This window comes from Halopseudomonas yangmingensis, assembly GCF_900114825.1.
In the GTDB taxonomy this organism is placed as follows: Bacteria; Pseudomonadota; Gammaproteobacteria; order Pseudomonadales; family Pseudomonadaceae; genus Halopseudomonas; species Halopseudomonas yangmingensis.
Map to the genome: position 1 here is coordinate 330,379 of NZ_FOUI01000002.1, position 20,490 is coordinate 350,868.

General features: G+C 62.4%; 22 protein-coding genes. 12 read left to right on the forward strand and 10 right to left on the reverse strand.

Annotation, left to right across the window (positions count from 1 at the left end; genetic code table 11):
• Nucleotides 1-12: 12 nt before the first annotated feature.
• The 4 genes from BMZ23_RS03680 to gpmI are packed head-to-tail and all read right to left on the reverse strand — an operon-like array spanning nt 13 to nt 4,962.
• Nucleotides 13-930 carry a divergent polysaccharide deacetylase family protein gene (locus tag BMZ23_RS03680; protein WP_093472868.1) on the reverse strand — a complete coding sequence of 306 codons (918 nt, stop codon included), beginning with the start codon at nt 928-930 and terminating at the stop codon, nt 13-15.
• A complete protein-coding gene (locus BMZ23_RS03685; RefSeq protein ID WP_093472871.1) occupies nt 930-2,210 on the reverse strand; it encodes a S41 family peptidase in 1,281 nt (426 codons plus the stop codon). The genes BMZ23_RS03680 and BMZ23_RS03685 overlap by 1 nt, the downstream gene beginning before the upstream one ends.
• 48 nt (nt 2,211-2,258) lie before the next feature.
• Nucleotides 2,259-3,410 (reverse strand): murein hydrolase activator EnvC family protein, encoded by a 1,152-nt coding sequence (locus BMZ23_RS03690; RefSeq protein WP_143069556.1) that lies wholly within the window; start codon nt 3,408-3,410, stop codon nt 2,259-2,261.
• Between the two features lie 13 nt (nt 3,411-3,423).
• The gene (gene gpmI, locus BMZ23_RS03700; RefSeq protein ID WP_093472877.1) at nt 3,424-4,962 is read right to left on the reverse strand and encodes a 2,3-bisphosphoglycerate-independent phosphoglycerate mutase; all 1,539 of its coding nucleotides are present in this window, start codon (nt 4,960-4,962) and stop codon (nt 3,424-3,426) included.
• Nucleotides 4,963-5,146: 184 nt separating this feature from the next.
• Between gpmI and BMZ23_RS03705 the strand changes: the two genes are divergently transcribed.
• From BMZ23_RS03705 to BMZ23_RS14960, 6 genes are all read left to right on the forward strand, one after another.
• Nucleotides 5,147-5,566: a rhodanese-like domain-containing protein gene (locus BMZ23_RS03705; protein ID WP_093472880.1), complete on the forward strand. Its 420-nt coding sequence runs from the start codon at nt 5,147-5,149 to the stop codon at nt 5,564-5,566.
• Nucleotide 5,567: 1 nt separating this feature from the next.
• Nucleotides 5,568-5,822 (forward strand): glutaredoxin 3, encoded by a 255-nt coding sequence (gene grxC / locus BMZ23_RS03710; RefSeq protein ID WP_093472883.1) that lies wholly within the window; start codon nt 5,568-5,570, stop codon nt 5,820-5,822.
• 42 nt (nt 5,823-5,864) lie between these two features.
• A complete protein-coding gene (secB, locus tag BMZ23_RS03715; RefSeq protein WP_093472886.1) occupies nt 5,865-6,359 on the forward strand; it encodes a protein-export chaperone SecB in 495 nt (164 codons plus the stop codon).
• A 99-nt stretch (nt 6,360-6,458) separates the two neighbouring features.
• Nucleotides 6,459-6,974 carry a disulfide bond formation protein B gene (locus BMZ23_RS03720; protein ID WP_093472889.1) on the forward strand — a complete coding sequence of 172 codons (516 nt, stop codon included), beginning with the start codon at nt 6,459-6,461 and terminating at the stop codon, nt 6,972-6,974.
• Nucleotides 6,975-7,082: 108 nt separating this feature from the next.
• Nucleotides 7,083-7,544, forward strand: coding sequence for a sigma D regulator (gene rsd, locus BMZ23_RS03725; RefSeq protein WP_093472891.1), 462 nt, complete (start codon nt 7,083-7,085; stop codon nt 7,542-7,544).
• Nucleotides 7,545-7,553: 9 nt separating this feature from the next.
• The gene (locus tag BMZ23_RS14960; RefSeq protein ID WP_093472894.1) at nt 7,554-8,024 is read left to right on the forward strand and encodes a hypothetical protein; all 471 of its coding nucleotides are present in this window, start codon (nt 7,554-7,556) and stop codon (nt 8,022-8,024) included.
• Between the two features lies 1 nt (nt 8,025).
• Here BMZ23_RS14960 and BMZ23_RS03735 read toward each other — a convergent pair whose 3' ends face one another.
• Entirely contained in the window at nt 8,026-8,475 is a 450-nt protein-coding gene (locus tag BMZ23_RS03735; RefSeq protein WP_177197210.1) for a TIGR02444 family protein, read from the reverse strand.
• Between the two features lie 46 nt (nt 8,476-8,521).
• Between BMZ23_RS03735 and BMZ23_RS03740 the strand changes: the two genes are divergently transcribed.
• Entirely contained in the window at nt 8,522-10,429 is a 1,908-nt protein-coding gene (locus BMZ23_RS03740) for an ATP-binding cassette domain-containing protein (protein ID WP_093473145.1), read from the forward strand.
• On the opposite strand, the gene BMZ23_RS03745 is transcribed toward BMZ23_RS03740, so the two are convergent.
• Nucleotides 10,430-11,182 carry an SDR family NAD(P)-dependent oxidoreductase gene (locus tag BMZ23_RS03745; RefSeq protein WP_093473148.1) on the reverse strand — a complete coding sequence of 251 codons (753 nt, stop codon included), beginning with the start codon at nt 11,180-11,182 and terminating at the stop codon, nt 10,430-10,432.
• Between the two features lie 58 nt (nt 11,183-11,240).
• Here BMZ23_RS03745 and BMZ23_RS03750 point away from each other — a divergent pair, with 58 nt between their 5' ends.
• Complete coding sequence (locus tag BMZ23_RS03750) at nt 11,241-11,696, forward strand: YaiI/YqxD family protein (RefSeq protein WP_093472897.1); 456 nt, start codon at nt 11,241-11,243, stop codon at nt 11,694-11,696.
• Nucleotides 11,697-11,701: 5 nt separating this feature from the next.
• Here the strand turns inward: BMZ23_RS03750 and BMZ23_RS03755 are convergent, their stop codons facing one another.
• The 3 genes from BMZ23_RS03755 to BMZ23_RS15395 are packed head-to-tail and all read right to left on the reverse strand — an operon-like array spanning nt 11,702 to nt 13,779.
• Nucleotides 11,702-12,727: a methyl-accepting chemotaxis protein gene (locus BMZ23_RS03755; protein ID WP_177197211.1), complete on the reverse strand. Its 1,026-nt coding sequence runs from the start codon at nt 12,725-12,727 to the stop codon at nt 11,702-11,704.
• A 38-nt stretch (nt 12,728-12,765) separates the two neighbouring features.
• Nucleotides 12,766-13,212 (reverse strand): hypothetical protein, encoded by a 447-nt coding sequence (locus BMZ23_RS03760; protein WP_093472902.1) that lies wholly within the window; start codon nt 13,210-13,212, stop codon nt 12,766-12,768.
• Between the two features lie 9 nt (nt 13,213-13,221).
• The gene (locus tag BMZ23_RS15395; protein ID WP_483866627.1) at nt 13,222-13,779 is read right to left on the reverse strand and encodes a DUF6436 domain-containing protein; all 558 of its coding nucleotides are present in this window, start codon (nt 13,777-13,779) and stop codon (nt 13,222-13,224) included.
• Nucleotides 13,780-14,002: 223 nt separating this feature from the next.
• Between BMZ23_RS15395 and BMZ23_RS03770 the strand changes: the two genes are divergently transcribed.
• From BMZ23_RS03770 to ppk1, 3 genes are all read left to right on the forward strand, one after another.
• Complete coding sequence (locus BMZ23_RS03770; protein WP_093472907.1) at nt 14,003-15,232, forward strand: GGDEF domain-containing protein; 1,230 nt, start codon at nt 14,003-14,005, stop codon at nt 15,230-15,232.
• 97 nt (nt 15,233-15,329) lie between these two features.
• Nucleotides 15,330-16,340, forward strand: coding sequence for a porphobilinogen synthase (gene hemB / locus BMZ23_RS03775; RefSeq protein ID WP_093472909.1), 1,011 nt, complete (start codon nt 15,330-15,332; stop codon nt 16,338-16,340).
• Between the two features lie 14 nt (nt 16,341-16,354).
• Complete coding sequence (ppk1, locus tag BMZ23_RS03780) at nt 16,355-18,526, forward strand: polyphosphate kinase 1 (protein ID WP_093472911.1); 2,172 nt, start codon at nt 16,355-16,357, stop codon at nt 18,524-18,526.
• Here the strand turns inward: ppk1 and ppx are convergent.
• Entirely contained in the window at nt 18,505-20,007 is a 1,503-nt protein-coding gene (gene ppx, locus BMZ23_RS03785) for an exopolyphosphatase (protein ID WP_093472913.1), read from the reverse strand. The genes ppk1 and ppx overlap by 22 nt on opposite strands.
• A gap of 153 nt (nt 20,008-20,160) precedes the next feature.
• Here ppx and trxA point away from each other — a divergent pair, with 153 nt between their 5' ends.
• Nucleotides 20,161-20,487, forward strand: a complete 327-nt coding sequence (gene trxA / locus BMZ23_RS03790) for a thioredoxin TrxA (protein ID WP_093472915.1) — start codon at nt 20,161-20,163, stop codon at nt 20,485-20,487.
• The last annotated feature ends 3 nt before the right edge of the window (nt 20,488-20,490 follow it).

Here is a 20,490-nt window from a genome sequence, read left to right on the forward strand (position 1 = left end):
GCCGCCCTGAGCTTATCGGGCGTGCCGTTGCAGCAGCTGTTGCAACGGCACCAGCTCAACCTCTCCGTCCGCTAGCGGCTTTGGCAGTTCCCGCTCCAGCACCTGCAGAGTCTCCTCGTAGGGATGCCCGATCATCAGTGCCCAGCCCTGCGCGCGTGCCGTATCAATAGCCTCCGCCAGCTTGCCGGCAATCAGCCCGGCGTCGCGCCGGTGATCGAGAAAGCCGCTGCGTGACAGCTGTTGCACGCCCGCCGCCTCGGCGGCAAAGGCCGCCTGGGTCTCGGCGGTGGTGCGACTGTCGATAAAGAACAGCCCGCGCTCGCGCAGCACCGGCATCAGGGCATCCATGGCACGACGCTCGGCGGTCAGACGACTGCCCATATGATTGTTCACGCCGCTGGCCTGCGGCAGGCTGTCGAGGTTAACCATCAGCACTTGGCGCAGCTGCTCGTCGCTCATATGGCTGTAAAGCCCGCCAGGGCCGATCGGCAAGCCTGCACCATTTTCCATCGGCTGGTGCAGCATCACGCCATGCCCGGCAGCCAGCGCCTCATCGGCCAACTGGCTGGCAAACCGGGTATGCGGCAGGATGGCCAGGGTCAACGGCACCGGCAGACGGATCAGCCGGCGACCCGCCTCAAGGGAATGCCCAACATCATCGATAATGATCGCCAGTTGCGCAGGCCTGTCTGCTAGCGCGGCAACAGGGGGCGTTTGCGGCGGCAGTTGCTGCGACTCGGGCACCTCGACCTTGGCCGCCTCCAGCTGCCGCCAGAGCGACCCTCGGTCATCCACAGGTCGCACCAAAGGCACCAGCGGCACAACCGGGGCAGACTCCACCGCTGCTACCGGCTCGCTCACTTCGGTAGTGGAACGCTCACAGGCAGCCAACAGGCCCAGGCACAGCAGGGCCAGGTACAGCCTGCGCATCAGGGCCGGCGTACCACATTCAGCCCCTTGAGCAGATTCAGCGCCTGCGCCAACTGGTAGTCGGCATCCTGCGGCCGCTCCTCACGGGCCTGACGCAGCTCGCGACTGCCGCGTTCGGTGCTGCCGTTGGCATTGCCCAGATGACGCTGCAGGTCGGCCTCGCGGAAGCCCTCTTCCTCGGCCTCACGGGTGACACGGGCACGTTCGACACGGATATCCGGCACAATCCCCTGGGCCTGAATCGAGCGACCATTTGGTGTGTAATACAGTGCCGTGGTCAGCTTCAGCGCACGGTCGTTGTTCAGCGGCAGCACCGTCTGGACCGAGCCCTTGCCGAAGCTGTCGGTGCCCATGATCACCGCCCGGCCGTGGTCCTGCAGGGCGCCAGCGACGATTTCCGAGGCCGAGGCCGACCCACCATTGATCAACACCACCACCGGCACCTCGCCAGCGGGCTTGTTGCGCGTGGCGTTGAAGCGCATTTCGGCATTGCTCAGGCGGCCCTGGGTGTAGACGATGGTGCCGCTGTCGAGGAAGCTGTCCGCCACCTCAACCGCCGACTGCAGCACACCACCGGGGTTGTTGCGCAGGTCCAGCACCAGCCCCTTGAGGGCATTATCGGTATTCAGGCGAGCCAGCGTACGTCGCACCTCGTCACCGGTATTGTTCTGGAACTGGGTAATCCGCAGCAGCGCATAGCCCGGCTCCAGGTCCAGACTGCGCACGCTGCGCACCTTGATCACCGCGCGCTTCAGCTCCACCACAAAGGGACTGCCGGTGCCGCGCACCAGGGTCAGACTGACGCTGGAGCCCGGCTCGCCGCGCAGGGTATTCACTGCATCCATCAAACTCATGCCCTTGGCCGGCTGATCATCAATCTTGATGATCAGGTCACCCGCCTCGATGCCGGCGGCGGCGGCCGGCGTCTCATCGATTGGCGCCACCACCTTGATAAAGCCGTCTTCCTGGCCGATCTCGATACCGAGGCCACCAAACTGGCCGCTGGTGGTGTCCTGCAACCCCTTGAAGGATTCCGGATCCAGATACGCGGAATGCGGGTCAAGCCCCTCGAGCATGCCGCGAATGGCATTTTCCAGCAGCGTGCTGTCATCTACCGGCTCGACATAGGCCGTGCGGATACGCTCCAGCACCTCGGCAAAGGTGCGCAGTTGGTCCAGCGGCAATGGCGCGTCCTGCGGCTCGGACTGGGCCAGCCCGAGTCCGGGAAGCAGCAAAGCCAGAACCAGGCCACTGGCCCGCAATGTACGCACGGCAATCATGTTGTTCTCCCGACTATTGTTCCTGTGGCCAGCTTGTCTGCAGCCGCTCTACAGCATACACCAGGCCGCCGGATCAAGGGCGCGGCCCTGGTGGCGGATGGAAAAATACAGTGACGGGCCGGCCTGGCCACCACTGCTGCCCACGGTGGCGATGGCTTCGCCCGGCTGCACCCAGCTGCCAACATCACGCAACAGGCTCTGGCTATGACCATACAGGCTCAGGTAGCCATTCCCGTGGTCCAGAATCAGCAGCAGCCCGGCGCCACGCAGCCAGTCAGCAAACACCACCCGGCCACCGTGGATCGCATGCACCGTATGCCCCTCGGGCGCGCGTATCACCAGGCCGTCCCATTTCATCCGTGCATCATCGCCACGCTGACTGCCGAACCGCGCAATGATCTCGCCGCGCACCGGCAACGGCAGCTTGCCGCGGGCCTGGGCAAAGGGCTGGCTGCCGGCGGGAGTGGGAATGCGAGTGATCGCTTCGTCGAGGCGCTTGACCAGTTGCTCCAGCTCGGCGCGCTCGGCCTCACGGGCCTTGAGTTGCTGGCTTTGCTCACGGGTGCGATTACGCAGATTGGCCAGTACCGCATTACGTTCGTCCTGACGCCCGGCCAGTTGCTGCTCGCGCTGCTTCAGCTGCTCACGGCGCTGCTGCTGATCAGCCAGCAACTGTACCCGCTCGGCTCGCGCCTGCTGCAGACGTGTCAGACTCTCGCGATACTGCTGGATTTCCTGCATGCGCGCACGATTGAGGTACTGGTAATAACGCAGCATGCGGCTGGCACGCTGCGGATCATCCTGACTCAGAAGCACCCGCAGCGAATCCTGCTCCCCCGCCATCCAGGCGGCACGCAACTGCCGGGCAATCTGTTGCTGCTGCCCGGCCACTTCCTGCTCGAGTGCCTGTGACTGCAACTGCATCTGCTGCAATTGCTGCTCACCCTGCTGCAATTGCTGCTGCAACTCGCGGCTTTGCCGGCGGATCTGGCCGATATCACGCTCCACCGTGGCCAGCTCGCGTTCCACGCCACCCAACTCGGCCTGCAGGCCGCCCAGCAGCTTTTTCAGCTGCTCGACCTCCTTTTGCGTTTGCTCAAGTTCAGCGCGGGCTTGGCGCGAATCATTCGCCTGTGCCGATGACAGCAATGGCGCCAACGCCAGCAGCACACCCAGCAGGCAGACCGCGACGGCGCGCATCGGCAGCCGCCACTCAGCCTTGCAGGCTGACGATCGAGCGACCGGTCATTTCCGGCGGCTGCGGCAGGCCCAGCAGGGCCAGCATGGTCGGCGCCACATCAGACAGGATGCCTCCCTCGCGCATCGTCAATGTGCGCTGACCGACATAGACAAAGGGCACCGGCTCACAGGTATGTGCGGTATGCGCCTGGCCGGTGCTGTGGTCTTCCATCTGCTCAACATTGCCATGATCGGCAGTAATCAATGCCTCGCCGCCGACCTTGTGCAGCGCTGCCACCAGCCGCCCGACACACTGGTCCAGGCACTCCACGGCCTTTACCGCGGCCTCGAACACCCCGGTATGGCCAACCATGTCACCATTTGCATAGTTGACGATGATCACGTCGTAGCGCTGCTGTTCGATGGCCTCGACGATACGGTCGGTAACCTCGGGGGCGCTCATTTCCGGTTGCAGGTCATAGGTGGCCACCTGTGGTGAGGGAATCAGGATGCGTTCCTCACCGTCGAAGGGCTCCTCGCGACCACCGGAAAAAAAGAAAGTCACGTGGGCGTACTTTTCCGTCTCGGCAATCCGCAGTTGGGTCAGCCCCTGGGCTGCCAGGTACTCGCCCAGCACATTGTTCAGGGACTCCGGCGGAAAAGCGCAGGGTGCCGGGATATCCGCCGCATACTGGGTGAGCATTACATAGCCCGCCAGTTGCGGCACCCGATGGCGGGCAAATCCGCTGAAATCCGGCTCGACAAAGGCCCGGGTCAGCTCGCGGGCACGGTCGGCACGGAAGTTCATAAACACCAGCGCATCGCCATCCTCGACGGTCACTGCCTCGCCGATCACCGTGGGCTTGACGAACTCGTCACTCTCGCCGCGCGCATAGCTGGCCAGCAGGCCGTCAACCGCGGTGTCGGCGGCAAATTCGCCAACGCCATCGACAATCAGCTTGAAAGCCTTCTCGACCCGCTCCCAGCGGTTGTCCCGGTCCATCGCAAAGTAGCGTCCGACCAGACTGGCAGTACGGCCCACGCCGAGGCGGGTAAAGGCCTCATCGAACAGGCGCAGCGAGGCTTCGGCGCTCTTCGGCGGGGTGTCGCGGCCATCAAGGAAGGCATGCAGATAGATTTTTTTGGCGCCGCGCCGCACTGCCAGTTCAAGCATGGCCACCAGCTGTTGCTCATGGCTGTGCACTCCACCCGGGGAAGCCAGCCCCATCACATGCACCGCCTTTCCGGCCGCCACCGCGGCATCCACCGCCTTGCAGATCTCGGGATTGTCGAAAAATTCGCCGTCGCTGATCGCCTTGGTCACCCGGGTGAAATCCTGATAGACCACCCGGCCGGCACCCAGATTCATGTGACCAACCTCGGAGTTGCCCATTTGCCCGTCGGGCAGGCCGACATCCATGCCCGAGCCGGAAATCAGGGTATGCGGTGCCTCACGCCAGAGCCGGTCCCAGTTGGGGGTATTGGCGGCCATGATGGCATTCGAATCCGGTGACTCGCTGTGTCCGAAACCATCGAGAATCACCAGAACCAGGGGTTTGCGCGCTGAACTCATGCTTGATCCACTCGTCAAAACTGGCTGCACCAGGGGGCTGAAAAACTGCCGACAGTGTACTTGCCCGCCGGTCGACTGTCATGTCAGGCGGCCTATCGACCTGATGCGCGCGCTCAATGGTTCAGCAGTGGACGGCGGCTGTGTATACTGCTCCACTTTCTCTGGTACCGCGGAAGCAACCCACATGCAGTTTTTCCAGCAACTCGTCGAATTCATCGGAAACCACCTGATGCTGGTCATCGCCTTTCTGGTGGTTTTGACCCTGCTTATCATCACCGAGGGCCGCCGCTCCGGCGCAGCCCTTACCACCCAGCAGGCCACCGCGCTGATCAACAAGGAAGACGCGCTGGTGCTGGACATCCGTCCGAAGAAGGAATTTTCCACCGGTCATATTGTCGACTCGATCAACATCCCTCTCGACAAGCTGGCGACCCGCATGAGCGAGCTGGACAAGCATCGCGAACGACCGATTCTGGTCGTCTGCAACAGCGGCCAGACTGCCGGAGCCTGCACCAAGCAACTGAAGACCGCCGGCTTCAACGTGGCACGTCTGGCCCATGGCATCAACGGCTGGAAGGGCGACAATCTGCCCCTGGTGAAGTGACATGGCCGACATCATTATTTATTCCAGCAATTACTGCCCGTTCTGCAGCCGCGCCAAGCATTTGCTCGACAGCAAGGGCCTGAGCTACCGCGAAATCGGCGTCGACGGCCAACCTGCAGTCCGTGCGGAAATGACACGCCTGGCCGGACGCACCTCGGTTCCGCAGATCTGGATCAACGGCACCCATGTGGGTGGCTGTGATGAACTGCTGGCACTTGATCGCACCGGCAAACTCGATACTCTGCTGGCCGGTTGAGCCACAGCCCCCTGCTAACCCAAAACAAAAGGACCACTGAACATGGCCGAAGAGAACCAGACCAATCCCGCCGCCAATGGCGCCCAGGGCGAACAGCAACAGCCGCAGTTCAGCCTGCAGCGCATCTATGTCAAAGACCTGTCCTTTGAATCCCCGAAGGCACCGGCTGCGTTTCAGGCCCAGTGGAATCCACAGGTCAATCTGGACCTCAACACGCGCAACAGCCAGCTTCAGGACGGCGTTTACGAGATCGTCCTGAGCCTGTCCGCCACCGTGACCAACGGTGACGAGACCTGTTTTATCGCAGAGATCCAGCAGGCTGGCATCTTCATCATCCAGGGCCTGGATGAGGCCGCCATGCGCCACACCCTCGGCGCCTTCTGCCCGAGCATCCTGTTCCCCTATGCCCGCGAGGCGATCGACAACATGGTCCTGCGTGGCAGCTTCCCTCCCCTGCTGCTGGCACCGGTAAACTTCGACGTTCTCTATGCCCAGGCCGAACAGCGCCGGGCTGCCGAAGCCCAGGGCAACGCCTGAGCCTGCGGGCCCGGGCAGTCCCCGGGCCCCACGCTTGTCCGACACAGGCACATGTTCTAAGGTTGCATGCCTGAGTCACAGATCTTGACGGACCATGCAATGACCCTTCCTGCTTCCCGCCCGCTGTATCTGCTGGCCCTGATAGGCGCCATCCTGCTGCTCGGCAGCGCTTTGTACATGGAACATGTCATGGGGCTGGAACCCTGCCCGCTGTGCATCGTACAGCGCGTGGCAGTGATCACCCTCGGCCTGATCAGCCTGATTGCTGTACTGCACACCCCGCTGCCAGAAGGCAACCGGCGCCGCCCCGCCGCACGGGTATACGCAGCCCTGACAACCCTTGCCGGGGGCTTTGGTGCCGCGATTGCCACTCGCCAGATCTGGTTGCAGCACCAACCTGCCGACCAGTTACCCAGTTGCCTGCCCAGCATGGATTACATGCTGGAAGTATTACCCTTCTGGGAGATGCTCAGCCTGGTGTTCAGCGGTACCGCCGACTGCGCCGAGGTTGGCTGGACCTTTCTGGGCCTGAGCATCGCTGAATGCATGCTGCTGGTATTCATTGTCTACACGGCATTCGGACTGGTACAGCTATTGCGCCGCCAGGACACCTGAAGTCGCGCAATCTGTTGTTGAAACCCTCTTGCAGGCTGGCCTATTCTGTCCGTTCGACGACAGGCAGGTGATGGCCTGATCGGCCTACAAGCTGCAAGGAGGTGCCCGATGCTGGAAAGCTGCAAAACGGCAGAGGAACGCTGGGGTGGCGTACACCAGCTGATTGACCGCTGGCTCGATGAACGCCGCCAGCTGATCCATGCCTTCAACGCCCTGCGTGACGCCCCTTCGGCAAACAACCGCCTGCGCGACTTCTGCGACCTGCTGGTGGATTACGCCTCGGCCGGGCACTTTGAAATCTATCAGCAACTGATTCGCGAAGCCGAAGACTTCAACGACTCCGCAGCCCTCGACCTGATCGGGCAGCTGTATCCCCGTATCGAAACCATTACCCGGCTCTCGGTGGACTTCAACGACCAGCATGCCGGGCCTGCTGGTGACAGCGACAGCGCCTCACTACCCGAGGACCTTAGCGCACTGGGAAGCCTGCTGCGTGAACGCTTCGAGCTTGAAGACTGCTTGATCGAAGTACTGCACAACGCCCACCGCACACTGCTCCAGACCACCTGAGAAGCCATCATGAGCAAAGCCATAGCGACCCCGCTGCACCTTCTCCAGACACTGACACATACCCTCAACGAGGAACTGCAAGGTGCCTGCGCGCGCGCCGAGCAGGAAGCCCTGAAGGCACTGGAGAAGCTTGACCGCCAGCAGGCCAAACTACGCGACAAGCTGGAAGAGTCCGAACAACGACTGGCGCAAAAGCGTCAGGAACAGGCCAGCAAAAAATCCATTGCCCGCACCACCGACAAGCTGGCCGATCTGCGCCTCGCACTGAAAGAACTGCAAGGCGCACGCAAGGATGCCCAGGCCTATGTGCGTCAATTGCGCAGCGACACCCGCGAGACCCTGCGCCTTGCCAAAGGCCTGCAACGTCTCGAACAGCAGGTTGACGAAGCCATCGAACGCCGCGACAACCCTGCCGCCGCTCCCAGACGTCGCCGCTCCCCGGCCAAGGCTGCCAGCGACAGCAGCGCCCAGCCTGCCTGATCTAGACCCCAGCCATACGGCAGAGCTGCGACAGCAGCTCTGCCGGAGGCTCCCCGCGGCAGGCCGCACAAGTCTGAATCTGCAGCTCAATGCTTGTCTGTGCCTCCCCTGCCAGCCCCTCCAACTGTTTTTCCAGCCGCGCCAGCAACCACCACTCCACGGCCAGCTCCGCCTCCAGCACCGGCCCCTTGATCAACTCACCATTCGGCAAGCCATTCAATAATCGACGGACCCGACGCAATGGCTGCACCAGTTGCTCGGCATACTGTGCATGCCCGGCATCCAGCGCCGGCCAGTCCAGCGCTTGCGGGCTCACCCTGCGCCGCCCCAGCCAGCAGGCGGTCAGCAATAGCAGGACATCCAACCCATGCCGATCCTGCAACTCGAGCAACAGCGCCGCCACCCCCGGGCGACGGTAAAACTCATCGGCAAACTGCTGCAAACTGCTCATCACAATCCCCTGCCTGGCCATGCTGCCCCTGATATACTCCGCGCCCATGATCAGGATAGATAACCTCACCCTGCAACGCGGCCCGTTGCGCCTGCTTGAACAGGCCAGTCTGACCATTCACCCCGGCCAGAAAATTGGTCTGCTCGGCACCAATGGCGCCGGCAAGTCCAGCCTGTTTGCCCTGCTGCTCGGCAACCTCTCCGCCGATGCCGGCGATTGCCGGCTGCCGGCGGACTGGCGGATCGCCCATATGCGCCAGGAAATCGAAGCGCTGGAGCGCCGCGCTGTCGACTACGTGCTTGACGGCGACCAGCGCCTGCGCCAGCTGCAGGCGCGCCTGGCCGAGGCCGAGGCGCGCCACGACGCACATGCCCTTGGCAGCCTGTATGCCGAGCTGGAGGCGCACGGCGGCTTCAGTGCCGACAGCCGGGCACGCAGCCTGCTGGCCGGTCTGGGCTTCAGCAGCGAGCAGTGCGAGATGCAGGTTGGCGAGTTTTCCGGCGGCTGGCAAATGCGCCTGAATCTGGCCCAGGCGCTGATGTGCCCCTCCGACCTGCTGTTGCTTGACGAGCCGACCAACCACCTGGATCTGGATGCGATTCTCTGGCTGGAAGACTGGCTCAAGGGTTATCCCGGCACCCTGCTGCTGATTTCCCACGACCGTGACTTTCTCGATGCGGTGGTCAGCCACATCGTGCATGTCGAAGGCCGCCAGCTCAACCTGTATCGCGGCGGCTACAGCCAGTTCGAGCGCACCCGCGCCGAACGTCTCAGCCAGCAGCAGGCCGCCTTTGAGCAGCAGCAGGCACAGCGGGCACACATGCAAAGCTATATCGCCCGTTTTCGTGCCAAGGCCAGCAAGGCACGCCAGGCACAGAGCCGGCTGAAGGCGCTGGAACGCATGCAGGATCTGGCGCCGGCACACATTGACTCACCCTTCGAGTTCGAGTTTCGCGAGGCACTGCAGCAATCCAGCCCGCTGCTGGATCTGCGCGATGGCGAGCTTGGCTACCCGCAGCGCACGATCCTGCACAACGTCAAACTGCAGCTGGCACCCGGCGCACGAATTGGTGTGCTCGGCCCCAACGGCGCCGGCAAATCAACGCTGATCAAGACCCTGGCCGGCAGCCTGCCGCTGTTGGCCGGCGAGTTGACCCGCGGCGAGCACCTGTCGATCGGCTATTTTGCCCAGCATCAGTTGGATAGCCTTGACCCCGAGGCCAGCCCGCTGCTGCATCTGGCACGCATTGCCGGCGGCGAGCGTGAGCAGAACCTGCGCAATTTCCTCGGCGGTTTCGATTTTCGCGGTGACCGAGTGGAACAGCCGGTCCGGCATTTTTCCGGTGGCGAGAAGGCCCGACTGGCGCTGGCACTGATTGCCTGGCAGCGGCCCAACCTGCTGCTGCTCGACGAGCCGACCAACCACCTCGACATGGACATGCGCCACGCCCTGACGGTGGCACTGCAGGCCTTCGAGGGCGCCATGCTGCTGGTCTCCCACGACCGCGCACTGATCCGCGCCACCACTGACGAGTTGTGGCTGGTGGCCGATGGCCAACTGCAGGGCTACGAGCAGGATCTGGACAGCTACACCCAGTGGCTGACCCAGTTCCGCCAGCAACAGCAACGCAACCTGCAACCCCAGAGCAACACGGCGCCGCGCGTGGATGCCCGTGAACAGCGCCGTCAGGCAGCGGAGCTGCGGCAGAAACTGGCGCCACTGAAAAAGACCGTTGACGGTCTGGAGCTGCAACTGGCCAAGGCCCAGCAGCAACTGACCGGGATCGAACAGCAGCTGGCCGACAGCAGCCTGTATCAGGCGGAACACAAGGGTCGCCTGAAAACCCTGTTGGCCGATCAGGCCGACTGCCGCCAATTGATCGAGCGCCTGGAGGCGGACTGGCTGGAGGCCCTGGAAGCGCTGGAAAACCTGCAGGCAGAACTGGAAGCCTGATTACCAGGGGATCGGCTGACCGTCCCACGCATAGAAGTTGCCGCTGTCCGCCGGGCCATGCCCGGCAATGACCTGTAAAAGTCGTTCAGCGACAAACGCCGGGGCAAACAGCCGGCCTTCGGGCACATTCGCCTGAAAGGGCGCCGACAGCCCGGTATCTGTGGTGCCCGGATGCAGCAGCAAGCAACAGCCATTCGGATTCAGCCGGGCCCACTCGATGGCAAAGGTACGCAGCAGCATGTTCTGCGCCGCCTTGGCTGCGCGATAGGCATACCAGCCGCCAAGCCGGTTGTCACCGATTGAGCCGACCCGCGCCGACAGCGAGGCAAAACGGCACAGATGACGTCCGCGCAACAGCGGCAACAGCTCGCGGGCCAGCAACAGGGGCACGGCGGCATTCACCGTGAATGACTGCAACAGCCAGTCCAGCTGCACATCGGCCAGGCGTTTTTCCGGCTGCAAGCCATCCGGCTCATGCAACAGACCAACACAGTTGATCAGCAGATCCAGCCGCAGGCATTCGGCGCGCAGTTGCTCACCCAGCCCATGCAGCACCTGCGGATCGGTCAGGTCGACGCACAAACGCTGTTCTCGCGGATCACCCGCCGGCTCAGACCAGTGCCGCGCCAGCACATAAATCCGCCCGATATCCTGACGCTGCAGCAGCGCTTCAACCAGCGCCCGACCAATCCCGCGACTGCCACCCGCCACCAGTACAGTGGCCGGCTGGTCACTAGCAAACAATGGCTGCATGCTGCACATTCCCCCTTAACTGGGCGACAATGGCCACCCGACTTGCCGAGACCCGTGTATGACCCTGTGGATTGATGCCGATGCCTGCCCCAAGCCCGTGCGCGAAGTCGTTATGCGCGCCGCCCGCAAGCGCCAGCTGCAACTGGTCCTGGTAGCCAACAGTCCGCTGGGCCTGCCACCAGCACCGGGCATGCGCCAGATCACCGTACCCGGCGGGGCTGACGAGGCCGATCACTACATCATTGCCCATGCGGTGCCCGGCGATCTGGTGGTGACCGCCGACATACCGCTGGCCGATGGTCTGGTACGCCGGGAAATCACCGCGATCAACCCACGCGGGCAGATTTATGACAAGGGCAGCATTGGTGAGCGACTGGCAGTGCGCAACCTGATGGATGAACTGCGTGGCGCCGGACTGGCCGGTCGCGGCGGCCCGCCGCCTTACAGCGACCGCGACAAGCAGGCCTTCGCCAACGCACTGGATCGGCTGCTGGCACGGGGTCTGGGCGCCTAGCGCTATCAGGCGCGGCTGACCAGAAACTGCTGTACCTGGCTGTCCAGCTCGCCACGCAACCGGTCCAACTGGCGGGCCAGGCCGGCCAGCGCCTGTGCCTGTTCGGCGTTCACCCCGGCAATACTACCGACTTCAGCCAGATGCCGCGCCACATCCTCGCCGACCGCCGACTGCTGATGGGTGGCAGTGGCTATCATGTCGTTCAGACGCGAAATCTGGCTGACTTCCTCGGCCACTCCGGCCAGCGTCTGCGCGCCCTCTTCGGCACCCTCCAGACAACGCTGCACGGATGCCTGGCTACGCTGCATGGCGCTGCGCGCCTCCTCGGCAGTTCGCTGCAGACGGGCGATAAAGTCCTGGATCTCGGCCGTGGAATGGGCGGTACGCTGCGACAGGTTACGCACCTCGTCGGCCACCACGGCAAAACCGCGACCTTGTTCGCCGGCCCGCGCCGCCTCGATGGCAGCATTCAGTGCCAGCAGGTTGGTCTGCTCGGCCACCCCCTTGATCACATCCACCACCTGATTGATCTCGTTGGCCAGTTGCGCGGTCCCGTTGACCGCCTCACCGGTGGTGCCGATATCGCTGCTCAGTGAGCCAATTTCAGCGCGAATCGCCTGCATCGCCGCATTGCCCTCACCGGCGTGGGTGTTGGCATTGCGCGCCGCCTCCGCCGCCTCCGCTGCACTGCGCGCCACCTCGGCAGTGGCACCACTCAACTCGGCCATCGCCTGCCCCATGTACTGCGACTCGCCAACCTGCTTTTGCGAGCCACCCGCCACCTGGGATGACTTGTCAGACAGCTCGCCGCCCACCACATCCAGTTGCCGCACATCACTGGCAACATCGGCGACCAGACGATCAAGCCGCGACAGCAGATCATTGAAGCCGTCCACCAGCTTGCCGCGACCCTCGGCACGCACCGCCAGATCCATCCGCCCATCAGCCCCGCCGACCCGGGTCAGGGCCATCGCCAGACTGTCACCCTCGCGGGCGTCCTGATAGCCCTGACGGGCCAGATAGATCAGCACCGCCGCCTCGAACACCACATAGCCGGCATGGATGAAAATCAGCCCCAGCCGCCATCAGCGATCACCCAGACGCCGATCAGTTGCTGCTGCAGCCAGAAAAACAACAGGTGGTGCACGGCAATTACCAGCGCACCCACCACCACCGGCAACCAATCGCGGTAATAGATCAGGAAAGCCAGCAGTACAAAGATTGAGAAGTGCATCTCCACCGTACCGTGACTCTGGTTGATGTGCAGTGCCGCCATCACCATCAGCGCCGCTGCCACCGCGCAGCGGAACAACCGCCGACCGGCGATCAGCGCATGCAACACATGCATCACCAGCATGGTGCCGCCTCCTACCAGCACCGCCTGAAGCCAGGTGGAGTGCCAGGGCGCCAACACGAATAAATAGAGCACGCAAATCCACAAAACGCCCAACATGATGCGGTCAGCCTTCAGATACAGCGCCTGCAATTCGCCCTGCACGGAGTCAACGCCTGACATTGATTACCCTCAATCAAGTTCACACAGACAAGACACTGTGTCCTGCCGGGTTACGCTGGCTTCCCTGCCAGCCACCAACGTTCTCAACAACGGCTCTATCAAACTGCTGTCACTGGTACAGGCCACACCATCACTGTAAGGCCCCACATAGGCCAGGCGGCCCTCGGCATTCCAGATTGCCACGGCAGGAGCACCCGGCCAGTGATCCCAGTCCTGCGGAAGCGCCTTGAAAGGCAGGCTGGCCAGCAAGGTAGATTCCTTCTCGACGGACTGGGCACCGCTGCGGGCAAAGCGCACACCCTGAGCAGAAAAACGCTGCGTCATATCCTCAACATAGCCCAGGTGCCCTGAATTGCACGGGCAGCCGGACTGCCACACATGCAATACTTGTATACCGCCCCCTGCGAATGGCGCTGACACCTCCACACCATCAAAAAACGCCGGCCGCAAAAAAGCCTTGATATGACGTGCCTCAAACCACCACCAGGCCCAGGCCAATCCGGCCAACCAGACCAGCAGAACCAAAACAGCCAGCAGATTTCGCTGCCATGCTCCCATAGGGCACATCCCTCAACCGGAAGAAATATCGGAGTTTAACGGCAGCCTGCTGTGCAGTGGCTGCATATAATTATACACATGAAACCATTAATAAAATTCTTGTATAAGATTGGCAGCGCATAATTACCGACAAACGGCCAAATAACCCTTAGTGACCGATGAGTCACTTGTCTATACTCGACTGTTTAATGGATTGGTGTACAGGGCCCGCCCCGAACAAGGAAGATCAGCAATGCCGGTTGAACTCGACATTACAACCCTGTCACTGGTACTCGCACTGGTGACCCTGTGTCTGTCGCTCCTGCTGACACTGGCAGCCCTGCATGCCGAGCAGCAACGCGGCTTGCGTCACTGGGCTCTGGGGCATTCAGCACTGACTATCGGACTGCTGCTGGGCGTCAATGCCCAGACACTGCCCAGCATGCTCTCCGTAGTGATCGCCAGTGGATTGATGGTGCTCGGTGTCGGGGTAATCTGGCTGGGTCTTCGCGATTTTCGCCAGCAATCACAGTCACAACTACCTGTGTTACTCACCGCACTGCTGTGCATGCTGCTGCAATGGCTGTTGCTGGACATTTATCAAACGCCCGCCGCCACCTACCCGATTTCCTCTACCGCGCTCTGCCTGTTCACCCTGCTGTCCGCGCGCGAGCTTCTCAGGCCCTGGCCACAACCCCTGCGCAGCGCCTGCTGGCTCGCCGGGGGACTGTTTCTGCTGGCCTCGGCAGGACTGGTACTGCGTGCACTTGCAACACTGTCCGACAACGGAGAACAGCTACTTCCCGGACACGGACCGCATGCCGCCAGTCTGCTGGGACTGCTGTTGCTGCAGATTGGCCTGGCCTGCTGCTTTATGCTGATGACCCTCTACCAGACTGCGTTGTCACTGGCGCGACTGTCCGAGCGAGACGGGTTGACCGGCATCCTCAACCGGCGCAGCCTCTGCCGCCAGGGCAGCAACCTGCTGCAACGCTGCCAGCGCCAACAGCAGCCAGCCTGCCTGTTGATGCTGGATGCGGACCATTTCAAGCGGATCAACGACGAATTTGGCCACCAGACCGGCGATGCCGTGCTATGTCACATGAGTAGCCGTATCGGCAACCAACTGCGCCAAGGCGATCTGTTCGGCCGCTTTGGCGGCGAGGAGTTCACCCTCCTGCTGCCCGGCCTGCAACCCGATGAAGCCATGCGCACGGCAGAACGCATTCGCCTCGCCCTGTGCAACCAGCCCTGCAGCAGCGCGGGCCAGCTGGTACAACTCAGTGCCAGTATCGGTATGGCACACAGCAACGACTTCGGCTACGACTTCGAGAAACTGTTGGGCGCTGCAGATCACGCCCTGTATCGGGCAAAACACCTCGGCCGCAACCGCGTGGAGGCAGCAAGCCCGCCAGGCAATGAAGTGGACGATCTGACTGCCATGCATCTACTGACACAATTCCGTCACAATCTGGATATATAAGGGAAGCAGGCTCAACAGAGCGGGCTGGCTGTGGCAGACTGGACTGGTTTGTTCGATAACCCGCTGGCCGGTGCACAGGCACCTTCGGAGTCCCTTCGTGAGCAATCCTATTTCCCGCAGCTTCCCCGCCACTCGCCTGCGCCGGCTGCGCCGCAGTGAGTTCTCGCGCCGCCTGGTGCGTGAAACCGTTCTGACCCCCGCCGACCTGATCTACCCGGTATTTGTGCTGGAGGGCGAAAACCAGCGCGAGGCCGTTGCCTCGATGCCCGGCGTCGAGCGCCTGAGCATCGACCTGCTGTTGCAGGAAGCCGCCGAACTGGTCGAACTGGGCATTCCGGCGGTGGCGCTGTTCCCGGTGACCCCCCTGCCCCTGAAGTCTCTGGATGCTGCCGAAGCCTGGAACCCGAATGGCCTGGCGCAACGCGCTACCCGCGCCCTGAAGGCGCGCTTTCCGGCGCTCGGGGTGATTACCGATGTGGCGCTGGATCCCTTCACCACCCATGGTCAGGACGGCATCATCGATGCGCAGGGGTATGTACTCAACGACATTACCACCGAGGCACTGGTCCGCCAGGCGCTGTCGCATGCCGAGGCCGGTGCCGACATGGTAGCCCCCTCGGACATGATGGATGGCCGTATCGGCGCCATCCGCCAGGCGCTGGAACAGGCCGGCCATGTAAACACCGCGATCCTCGCCTACTCCGCCAAGTACGCCAGCGCCTACTACGGCCCGTTCCGCGATGCAGTCGGCTCGGCCGGCAACCTTGGCAAGGGCAGCAAGGCCACCTACCAGATGGACCCGGGCAACAGCGACGAGGCCCTGCACGAGGTAGCCATGGATCTGCAGGAAGGCGCGGACATGGTGATGATCAAACCCGGCATGCCCTATCTGGATATCGTGCAACGCATCAAGCAGGAGTTCGGCGTGCCGACCTTCGTCTACCAGGTCAGTGGCGAGTACGCCATGCATCAGGCCGCCATCGCCAACGGCTGGCTCAGCGAAGCAGTGATCCTGGAGTCCCTGACGGCCATCAAGCGTGCCGGTGCCGATGCCATTCTTACCTATTTTGCCAAGTCCGCCGCACGCCAGTTGCGCGCACTGGAATAACCCACGAGGACCCCATGCAGATCCCTGAAAGCCTGCCTGCCAGCAACGAAACCGAAGCCACCCCGATCCGCGAGGTGGTCAACGAGGCCCCGGCGCCACTGGCTGATATCAACGCTCCGGAACTGTACATTCACCGTGAGCTGTCCCAGCTGCAGTTCAATATCCGTGTGCTGGAGCAGGCGCTGGATGACAGTTACCCGCTGCTGGAGCGGCTGAAGTTTCTGCTGATCTTTTCCAGCAACCTCGACGAGTTTTTCGAGATCCGCGTGGCCGGGCTGAAAAAGCAGATCACTTTTGCCCGCGAGCAGGCTGGCCCGGACGGGCTGCAACCGCAGCAGGTCCTTGGACGCATCAGCGAGATTGCCCATCAACAGGTGCAGCGCCAGTACGCCCTGCTCAACGATGTGTTGCTGCCACAACTGGCCGGCAAGGGCATCCGCTTTGTGCGGCGCCACCAGTGGACGCACAAGCAGACCCTGTGGATCCGCCGCTACTTCCGCCAGGAAGTAGCCCCGATCATCAGCCCGATCGGACTGGACCCGACCCATCCGTTCCCGCTGCTGGTAAACAAGAGTCTGAACTTTATCGTGCAGCTGGAGGGTGTCGATGCCTTCGGCCGCGACTCCGGTCTGGCGATCATTCCGGCGCCGCGCTCGCTGCCTCGGGTAATCCGCCTGCCCGACGAGCTGTGCGATGGTGGTGACAACTTCGTGTTCCTGTCCTCGATCATCCACGCCCACGCCGACGATCTGTTCCCCGGCATGAAGGTGCTCGGCTGCTACCAGTTCCGCCTGACCCGCAACGCCGACCTGATCGTCGACCCAGACGAGGTCGACGATCTGGCCCGCGCCCTGCGTGGCGAGCTGCTGTCGCGCCGCTATGGTGATGCGGTACGTCTGGAAGTGGCGGACAACTGTCCAAAACCGCTGGCGGATTTTCTGCTGCGCCAGTTCGGTCTGAGCGACAGCGAGCTGTACGAAGTGAATGGCCCGGTCAACCTGACCCGCCTGTTTGCCATTACCGGCCTCGACAATCATGCAGACCTGCAGTTCCCGCCGTTCAGCCCGGGCATTCCACGCCTGTTGTCGAATGCCGACAACCTGTTCCAGGCGGTCGGCAAACAGGACATCCTGCTGCTGCACCCCTATGAATCCTTCAGCCCGGTGGTTGATCTGCTGCGTCAGGCGGCGCAGGACCCGGCCGTACTGGCCATCAAGCAGACCCTGTATCGCACCGGCGCCAACTCGGAAATCGTCAACGCCCTGGTCGAAGCGGCCCGTAACGGCAAGGAAGTCACGGCGGTAATCGAGTTGCGTGCACGCTTTGATGAGGAATCCAACCTGCAGCTGGCCAGCCGCCTGCAGCAGGCCGGCGCGGTGGTGATCTATGGTGTGGTTGGCTTCAAGACCCACGCCAAGATGATGCTGATCCTGCGCCGGGAGAACGGCGAGCTGGTGCGTTACGCGCATCTGGGCACCGGCAACTACCATGCCGGCAACGCTCGCCTGTATACCGATTACAGCCTGCTGACCTCGGACCTGGCACTCACCGAAGATGTGCACAAACTGTTCAACCAGCTGATCGGCATGGGCAAGATGCAGCGCATGAAAAAGCTGCTGCAGGCACCCTTCAGCCTGAAAAAACGCCTGCTGGAACTGATCAACCGGGAAACCCTGAATGCTCAGGCCGGCAAGCCGGCGCATATCATTGCCAAGGCCAACTCACTGACCGATGCCAAGATCATCAAGGCCCTGTACAAGGCCTCGCAGTCCGGCGTAAAGGTCGACCTGATCATCCGCGGCATGTGCTGCCTGCGTCCCGGCATTCCGGGCGTCTCGCACAACATCCAGGTGCGCTCGATCATCGGCCGTTTCCTTGAGCACAGCCGGGTCTACTACTTCCTCAATGGAGGCCAGGAACAGGTCTGGCTGGCCAGTGCCGACCTGATGGAGCGCAACCTCGACAAGCGCGTCGAGACCTGCTTCCCGCTGGAGGGCAAGAAGCTTACCGCCCGCGCCAAGCAGGAGCTGCAGGCCTACCTGAGCGACAACACCCAAAGCTGGCTGCTGCAGCCGGACGGCAGCTATGTACGCAGCAGCCCAACCGGTAACCAGCTCTCACGTAGCGCCCAGCAGACACTGCTGGAAAAGCTCGGCAATACCGTTCAGCGCACCGTCAGCGTATAACCGGCACGCGCCCAGAAGCGGGCTTCCTGTTCGAAGTCCGCCTGGGTCAGCGGGTTGCGCTCCAACCAGCTGGCGGGGAAGCGCAGGGTCAGCCAGTCGGCCCCGGCATCCAGTTGCAGACGGGGCATCTGTTGTGTGCCACGGATATGGTGGTAGAGAATCGCCAGCCGCAACACCATGCAAAGACGCAGCAGGGTATTACCCTGCTCGCCGAACTCAGCCAACCGGCGCTGATCGGGCAGATTGCGGCGGTGCCCCCAGACCAGCAGTGCCAACGACTGCTGATCCTCTCTGGAAAATCCGGGAAGATCGGCATGTTCGATCAGGTAAGCGCCATGCTTGTGGTACTGGCTGTGCGCAATATCGAGCCCCACCTCATGCACACGTGCAGCCCAGCGCAACAGGTCAGCGTGCTCTTCACCAAAGGGCCCCCAGTTGACTTGCAGCTTACCCAGCAGACCCAGCGCCTTGCGCTCGACACGCAGAGCCTGCTCCTGATCGACGTGAAAACGCTCCATCAGCGAATTCAGCGTGCGCTCACGAACATCCTCATGATGATGGCGCCCCATCAAGTCATACAGCACGCCCTCACGCAGCGCGCCTTCGGAATGTGTCATGCGCACAATGCCCAGCGCATCCACCAGCGCCTCGAGAATGGCCAGACCGGCCGGCAGTATCGGTCGGCGCTCAGGCTTCAGTCCCGGCAGATCCAGGCGTTCCACATGACTACACTTGAGCAACTTGCGCTTGAGCCACTGCAGGCCCTCCGGAGCAATCTCGCCCTGCCCGTGACCTGCAGACTGGATACACTGGGCAATGCTGCGGATGGTACCCGAGGCGCCGACAGCTTCCTGCCAGCCGAGGCGCTGGATCGACTGTTCTATCGGCATCAACTCCAGGCGGGCCGCTGTGTAGGCCTGCGCATATCGTGCAGCACTGATACGTCCGTCCGCGAAAAAGCGCTGACTGAATGACACGCAGCCCATCTGCAGGCTCTCGCGCATCAATGATTCGAAGCGTTCCCCGACAATAAACTCGGTGCTGCCTCCACCAATATCCACAACCAACCGCCGCCCCTTGTCGTCGGCCTGCGAATGCGACACCCCGAGGTAGATCAGTCGCGCTTCCTCGCGGCCGGAGACGATTTCCACCGGATGGCCAAGAATCTGCCGCGCCCGCATTACGAACTCACCACGGTTGCGCGCCTCACGCAAGGCATTGGTGCCGACCACACGCACCGCACCCGGCGGCAACCCGTTGATCATCTGGGCAAAGCGCCGCAAACAATCAAGCCCCCGTTGCATCGACTCCTCACTGAGCATGCCCCGGGCATCCAGTCCTGCAGCCAACTGTACCTTCTCGCCAAGCCGCTCGAGCAGCCGTGCCTCTCCGTGATCAACCCGCGCCAGCACCATATGAAAACTGTTGGAACCCAGGTCTATCGCGGCAATCAGCGGAAAGTCGACAGTGGTAGCGGTCATCGGCTGGACTCTTTGGATATCGGAATCCGGATCATAACACCGGATCCATGCACAGATTGTTGCACTTGGGTTGCCCGCTTTGTCACCACCGCATCAGGTGCTATGATGCCGCCGATACTTGTCCCCTATTCGTGTTGCAGCCTGGAGAACCCCATGAGTGATTTGATCGTGCATGTCAGCGACAGCAGCTTCGAGGCCGAAGTGCTCAAGGCCGAAGGACCGGTACTGGTTGACTACTGGGCCGAATGGTGTGGTCCGTGCAAGATGATTGCACCGGTACTTGACGACATCGCTCGCGACTATCAGGGCCGCCTGAAGGTCTGCAAACTGAACATCGACGACAATCAGGACACCCCGCCACGCTACGGCGTCCGCGGCATTCCTACCCTGATGCTGTTCAAGGACGGCAATGTCGAAGCCACCAAGGTCGGCGCCCTGTCCAAGTCACAGCTGTCTGCCTTCCTCGACAGCAACATCTGATCG

What these genes read in the sequence shown, in the direction of transcription:
- BMZ23_RS03680 (WP_093472868.1), bottom strand. Translation starts at nt 930, where the DNA reads ATGCGCAGGCTGTACCTGGCCCTGCTGTGCCTGGGCCTGTTGGCTGCC.
- BMZ23_RS03685 (WP_093472871.1), bottom strand. Translation starts at nt 2,210, where the DNA reads ATGATTGCCGTGCGTACATTGCGGGCCAGTGGCCTGGTTCTGGCTTTG.
- BMZ23_RS03690 (WP_143069556.1), bottom strand. Translation starts at nt 3,410, where the DNA reads ATGCGCGCCGTCGCGGTCTGCCTGCTGGGTGTGCTGCTGGCGTTGGCG.
- gpmI (WP_093472877.1), bottom strand. Translation starts at nt 4,962, where the DNA reads ATGAGTTCAGCGCGCAAACCCCTGGTTCTGGTGATTCTCGATGGTTTC.
- BMZ23_RS03705 (WP_093472880.1), top strand. Translation starts at nt 5,147, where the DNA reads ATGCAGTTTTTCCAGCAACTCGTCGAATTCATCGGAAACCACCTGATG.
- grxC (WP_093472883.1), top strand. Translation starts at nt 5,568, where the DNA reads ATGGCCGACATCATTATTTATTCCAGCAATTACTGCCCGTTCTGCAGC.
- secB (WP_093472886.1), top strand. Translation starts at nt 5,865, where the DNA reads ATGGCCGAAGAGAACCAGACCAATCCCGCCGCCAATGGCGCCCAGGGC.
- BMZ23_RS03720 (WP_093472889.1), top strand. Translation starts at nt 6,459, where the DNA reads ATGACCCTTCCTGCTTCCCGCCCGCTGTATCTGCTGGCCCTGATAGGC.
- rsd (WP_093472891.1), top strand. Translation starts at nt 7,083, where the DNA reads ATGCTGGAAAGCTGCAAAACGGCAGAGGAACGCTGGGGTGGCGTACAC.
- BMZ23_RS14960 (WP_093472894.1), top strand. Translation starts at nt 7,554, where the DNA reads ATGAGCAAAGCCATAGCGACCCCGCTGCACCTTCTCCAGACACTGACA.
- BMZ23_RS03735 (WP_177197210.1), bottom strand. Translation starts at nt 8,475, where the DNA reads ATGAGCAGTTTGCAGCAGTTTGCCGATGAGTTTTACCGTCGCCCGGGG.
- BMZ23_RS03740 (WP_093473145.1), top strand. Translation starts at nt 8,522, where the DNA reads ATGATCAGGATAGATAACCTCACCCTGCAACGCGGCCCGTTGCGCCTG.
- BMZ23_RS03745 (WP_093473148.1), bottom strand. Translation starts at nt 11,182, where the DNA reads ATGCAGCCATTGTTTGCTAGTGACCAGCCGGCCACTGTACTGGTGGCG.
- BMZ23_RS03750 (WP_093472897.1), top strand. Translation starts at nt 11,241, where the DNA reads ATGACCCTGTGGATTGATGCCGATGCCTGCCCCAAGCCCGTGCGCGAA.
- BMZ23_RS03760 (WP_093472902.1), bottom strand. Translation starts at nt 13,212, where the DNA reads ATGTCAGGCGTTGACTCCGTGCAGGGCGAATTGCAGGCGCTGTATCTG.
- BMZ23_RS15395 (WP_483866627.1), bottom strand. Translation starts at nt 13,779, where the DNA reads ATGTGCCCTATGGGAGCATGGCAGCGAAATCTGCTGGCTGTTTTGGTT.
- BMZ23_RS03770 (WP_093472907.1), top strand. Translation starts at nt 14,003, where the DNA reads ATGCCGGTTGAACTCGACATTACAACCCTGTCACTGGTACTCGCACTG.
- ppk1 (WP_093472911.1), top strand. Translation starts at nt 16,355, where the DNA reads ATGCAGATCCCTGAAAGCCTGCCTGCCAGCAACGAAACCGAAGCCACC.
- ppx (WP_093472913.1), bottom strand. Translation starts at nt 20,007, where the DNA reads ATGACCGCTACCACTGTCGACTTTCCGCTGATTGCCGCGATAGACCTG.
- trxA (WP_093472915.1), top strand. Translation starts at nt 20,161, where the DNA reads ATGAGTGATTTGATCGTGCATGTCAGCGACAGCAGCTTCGAGGCCGAA.